This is a genomic window from Chitinophaga sp. (genome assembly GCF_035564935.1).
In the GTDB taxonomy this organism is placed as follows: Bacteria; Bacteroidota; Bacteroidia; order Chitinophagales; family Chitinophagaceae; genus Chitinophaga.
In genome coordinates, this window is sequence record NZ_DATMTE010000877.1 from 1 (window position 1) to 4,887 (window position 4,887).

The window sequence follows — 4,887 nt, forward strand, 5'->3', positions numbered from 1 at the left end:
AACGAATTTGCCAAATACTTTGTATCCATGGGGTACTTAAGACAAAACGGTTTGTACAGGTATGAAGATCAGATTGAAGGATACAACATGCAGGCTATCACCAACAATGCCGGCAAGTTCACTATAAAGGCGCCCGATACCGGGACTACATTAGTGATCAGCTATGCCACTTATATCTCCCAGGAGATCCCTGTGCTCAATACTACCCGCTTTCCCATTGATGTGGTGCTGCAACTGAATGCAAAAAGTATAGAAGAAGTAGTAGTGGTAGGATATGGCACACAGAAACGAAAGTACCTTACAGGGTCTATCGCTTCTATTGGCCCCAGGGAATTAAGACAAAGCCCCGTTGCCAATATCAGTAACGCGCTGGCAGGCCGATTACCCGGCCTCATCACCGTACAGAACAGCGGAGAACCGGGCGCCGACGGATCCAATCTCTTCATCAGGGGATTAAGCACCACGGGCAACAACAGCCCGATTATCCTGGTAGATGGTATCCAGCGTTCCTTCAGTGATATTGATCCAAACGAAGTGTCAGACATCAGTATCCTGAAAGATGCAGGGTCCACCGCTATTTATGGTATCAATGGCGCGAACGGGGTAATACTGGTTACCACCAAAAGAGGCGCTACCTCCAAGCCCCGCATAAACGTGACGCTGCAAAACGGATGGCAAAGCCCCACCAGGTTACCGGAATATGCCGACTCTTATGACGGGCTTACCATGTACCGCGAGGGACTTATCAACGACGGCCTGCCGGTAGCCATACAGTACACGGATTCCGTATTGCAATATTACCGCAACAGGAGCAAGCCCGCTTACGAGTATATCTATCCCAACGTAAACTGGATGGATGCCATGCTGAAGCCTTACTCCCTGATGCAGCAAGGGAATATCAACGTTACAGGAGGTAACGAATTTGCCAAATACTTTGTATCCATGGGGTACTTAAGACAAAACGGTTTGTACAGGTATGAAGATCAGATTGAAGGATACAACATGCAGGCTATCACCAACAAATATAATTTCCGCTCCAATATTGATCTCCAGATTTCGAAAGATCTCAGCATGGAACTGGGACTGGGCGCTATTGTGCGCGACAGGAACTACCCGGGCGCCAATGCCAGTGATATTTTTAACGCCATTAAATCAGCGCCTGCCTGGTGGTACCCGGTTACCAATCCCGACGGCAGCCCCGCTGCATTTAATACCGTGCCGGCCTCTCCATATGTGCAGTTAACCCAATCAGGCTACCAACGGAACTTTGAAACGAACCTTCAGTCCACCGCAGGCTTTAAATGGGATATGCATTACTTCCTGAAAGGACTGAGCTCAAGAGTAAGGCTCTCATTCGACAACACCAGCTACCGCAATGTGAAACGGGGCCTTTCGAGGCGTACTTTCCTTTACAGGTTAATGCCCGGCGTAATAGCAGATACGGTTACCGACCTGGCAAAAAGCGGTACCTACCAGGTGATTGAGAACGGCGACGGCACCCTGGGCTATGATGTAAGTGCCAATGGCACCAGGCGCACAACGCTGGAAACCTACCTGAACTACGACAATACTTTTGGCAGGCATACCGTTCAGGCCATGCTGCTTTACACCCAATCCTCCTTTTTTGACGGCGTGGGCGGCGGCGTAGGCAATGCTATTCCGGGACTTCCGTATAAAAACCAGGGCGTGGTAGGAAGAGTGATGTATAACTATGATGACCGCTACACCGTACAATTTTCCGGCGCTTACAATGGTGCGGAAAACTTCCCGGGTGGTAAACGTTTCGGATTTTTTCCCGCCGTTTCAGCAGGTTGGGATATAGCAAAAGAACAATTTGTCCGCTCTGCACCCGGGTTATCATTTGTAGACCAGGTAAAGATAAGGGGCTCTTATGGTATCACCGGAACGTATGCTTTGCCGTCCGGAAGGTTCTCCTACCTGAGCCAGTGGAATCCTAATGATGGTGATGGTAATGCCAAGTACCAGTTTGGTGTGAACAGGGACGGTACCAGTTATAACGGCGCCTATGAACAACGGATCCCTAATCCCAATCTTACCTGGGAAAAGGGTTATAAAACAGATGTGGGCGTTGATGTGGGATTATGGAAAGGAGGCTTGAATATGACGGTAGAATATTTCAGGGAAAAACGTAAAGACATTCTTATTAACTCCGAACTGGTGCCGGCCACCGTGGGGTTGTTGAATCAACCTGCTTTAAATGCTGCCATTGTCAATAAACAGGGAATCGACCTGTCTGTTGAGCACCGGCATGAATTTAGAAAACAGGGTTATGCCGTTCGGGTTAACTATTCGTATGCAACAAACAGGATCGCCTATTATGCGCAACCAGACTATAAAGGCAGGGAATGGCAGGCCCGTGCCGGCAGCGAAGTGGGATCCATATACGGTTATACAGCCATCGGTTTCTTCAAAAGCAATGACGATATTGCGAAAAGCCCTTCCCAATCCGTGTTTGGGAACGTTCAACCCGGCGATATCAAGTACAAGGATATTAATGGAGATGGTATTATTAACTCCCTTGACGCCGGTTACCTGCCGGGAAAACGTAACCAGCCCACTTCTATTTTAGGGGTAAGTTTTTCTTACCACTACGCCGGCTTTGATGTGAGCGTATTATTCCAGGGCGCTTATGGCGGCTCCCTGTTAGTGAACGGATCCGGTATCTTTCCTTTCTCAAGATTTGCCGGTGTACTGGAAGAAGTTAAAGACAACCACTGGGTAGCTTCCAACCCGGATGGAGATTATAAATATCCGCGTTTGTCGTCGCAGGACAATACCAATAACCAGCAAAATTCCACGTTCTGGATCTACTCCAGCAATTACCTGCGCTTAAAAACAGTAGAAATAGGCTATAACATTCCCCGGTACTGGCTTAATAAGATAGGATTCAGCAATGCAAGGATCTTTGTAAACGGTATTAATCTCATTACCTGGGATAAATTGAAAATTTTTGATCCTGAGATATCGAATGGAGGTACCGGCACTTATCCGCAGCAACGGGTGATCAATGCAGGATTAACCTTCTCATTTTAATAAAATCAACACGATCAGACATCGGTTATCTGAATAAATTAAAATCAACAACAAATGATACGTAAAATATTATTCTACGGACTGTTACTTCTCTGGATAACCACCATATCCTGTAAGAAGTATCTGGATGTTGTTCCCAAGGAAATTGTTACAGAAAAAGATATTTACGATAATATAAATACGGCGGAACGGGCCTGGGCCAATATGTACACGTCGTTAAATACAAGTACCACGAACATCTACTATAACACTGTGTTGGGCGCCTGTACGGATGAATGCAAAAATCACTGGGAAAATGTGCCGGAGCAGAAGTTTAATGCCGGTGCATGGGGGCCTACAGATAACTCGCTCGACAATTGGGGATGGGCTTACCAGTTCATAAGGAGAGCAAATATCTTCCTGAAAAATATCGATAAAACCCCCATTCCGCAAGACAGGGCAGATTATTACAGCACGCGGATCCCGCAGTATAAAGCAGAAGTACGTTTTCTGCGGGCTAAACTATATTTTGAGCTGCTCCGGTCTTATGGCGCTATTCCGCTGTTGGGCGACGATGTTACAGATGTAAGCGAGAGCATTCCTGATGCATTGAATACCAGGAGGCCGGTAGATGAAGTGGTGAATTATATAGTAACAGAACTGGACCAGGTAGCGCCGGTGTTGCCCATCGATTATTTAGATAACCCCGGGGAAACCGGGCGCATAACCCGCGGCGCAGCCATGTCGTTAAAGGCTATTGCATTGGTATACGCAGCCAGCCCGTTATTTAACGGGAATACCATGTACGCAGGGGTAAAAAATACAGACGGCGCATCGCTTTTTCCGCAAACTTATGATAAGGAGAAATGGAAAAAGGCAGCCGACGCAGCAAAAGCGGTATTGGATATGAATGTATATGCGCTGAACAATCCTAATCCGTCGAACCCAATAGACAATTACGCCCGCCTGTTTTACTCCCGTGAGTATACGGAAACTATTTTACCGTATTTAATGGGCTCTACCAGGGACCTGGATCAAACAATGCAGCCGAATGGCCAGGATGCACAGTCGGCCGGCGGAAATGGTAAATTCAGCGTATTCCAGGAAATGGTAGATGCGTACGAAATGAATAACGGGCTGCCAATTACCGATGCCCGTTCAGGTTATACCAAAGATGGTTTCTGGGATGGGCCACTGTGGGACGGGAAAGCATACCGGCAGGCAAAAGGCGTTTCCAACATGTACAAAAACAGGGATCCCCGTTTCTATGCCAGCATCAATTTTCAATATACCTTCTGGGATTCCACTAACCACAGGCGCCCGTTAAAATACGCCTACTTTGGAAACAATGGCGGGGCATCCGATGGATGGCCCAAATCAGGTACCAACTGCGAAACCGGGTATAACTGGAGAAAATGGTGCGATCCGGGTGTAAACGTGAGGGGAGGAGGAAATGGCAACAGGAATTTCCCCGTAATACGACTGGCCGAAATTTATCTTATTTATGCCGAAGCAATGAATGAATACCTGGATGCCCCTGGTCAGGAGGTGTACGATGCTATCAATAAAGTAAGGGCCCGCGTATCGATGCCGGCATTACCGGTGAGCGGCACAAATGATAATACGAAAGCAGGAATGCGGAAACGGATTCAAAATGAATGGCGCGTGGAGTTTGCTTTTGAAGGAAAACGCTTTTGGGATGTACGCCGCTGGCTGATTGCTGAAAATGTAGATAACGGGGATGTGCATGGTATGAATGCCCGGCCCTCTTCAGGCGAACTACAGGCTACCGGGTTTGATCCGGGCAGCGAACAAGCGGGCCTCGCCGTATTTTACAAGCTCACTACTATACAA

The 4,887-nt window shown here is 47.5% G+C and carries 2 protein-coding genes; both read left to right on the forward strand.

Features of this window, described 5'->3' with window-relative positions; all coding sequences use genetic code 11:
- A partial coding sequence (locus VN105_RS22875; RefSeq protein WP_325644571.1) for a TonB-dependent receptor occupies nucleotides 1–3,054 on the forward strand: 3,054 nt, incomplete at its 5' end.
- Nucleotides 3,055–3,108: 54 nt separating this feature from the next.
- On the forward strand, nucleotides 3,109–4,887 hold a 1,779-nt coding region (locus VN105_RS22880), incomplete at its 3' end, for a RagB/SusD family nutrient uptake outer membrane protein (protein ID WP_325644573.1).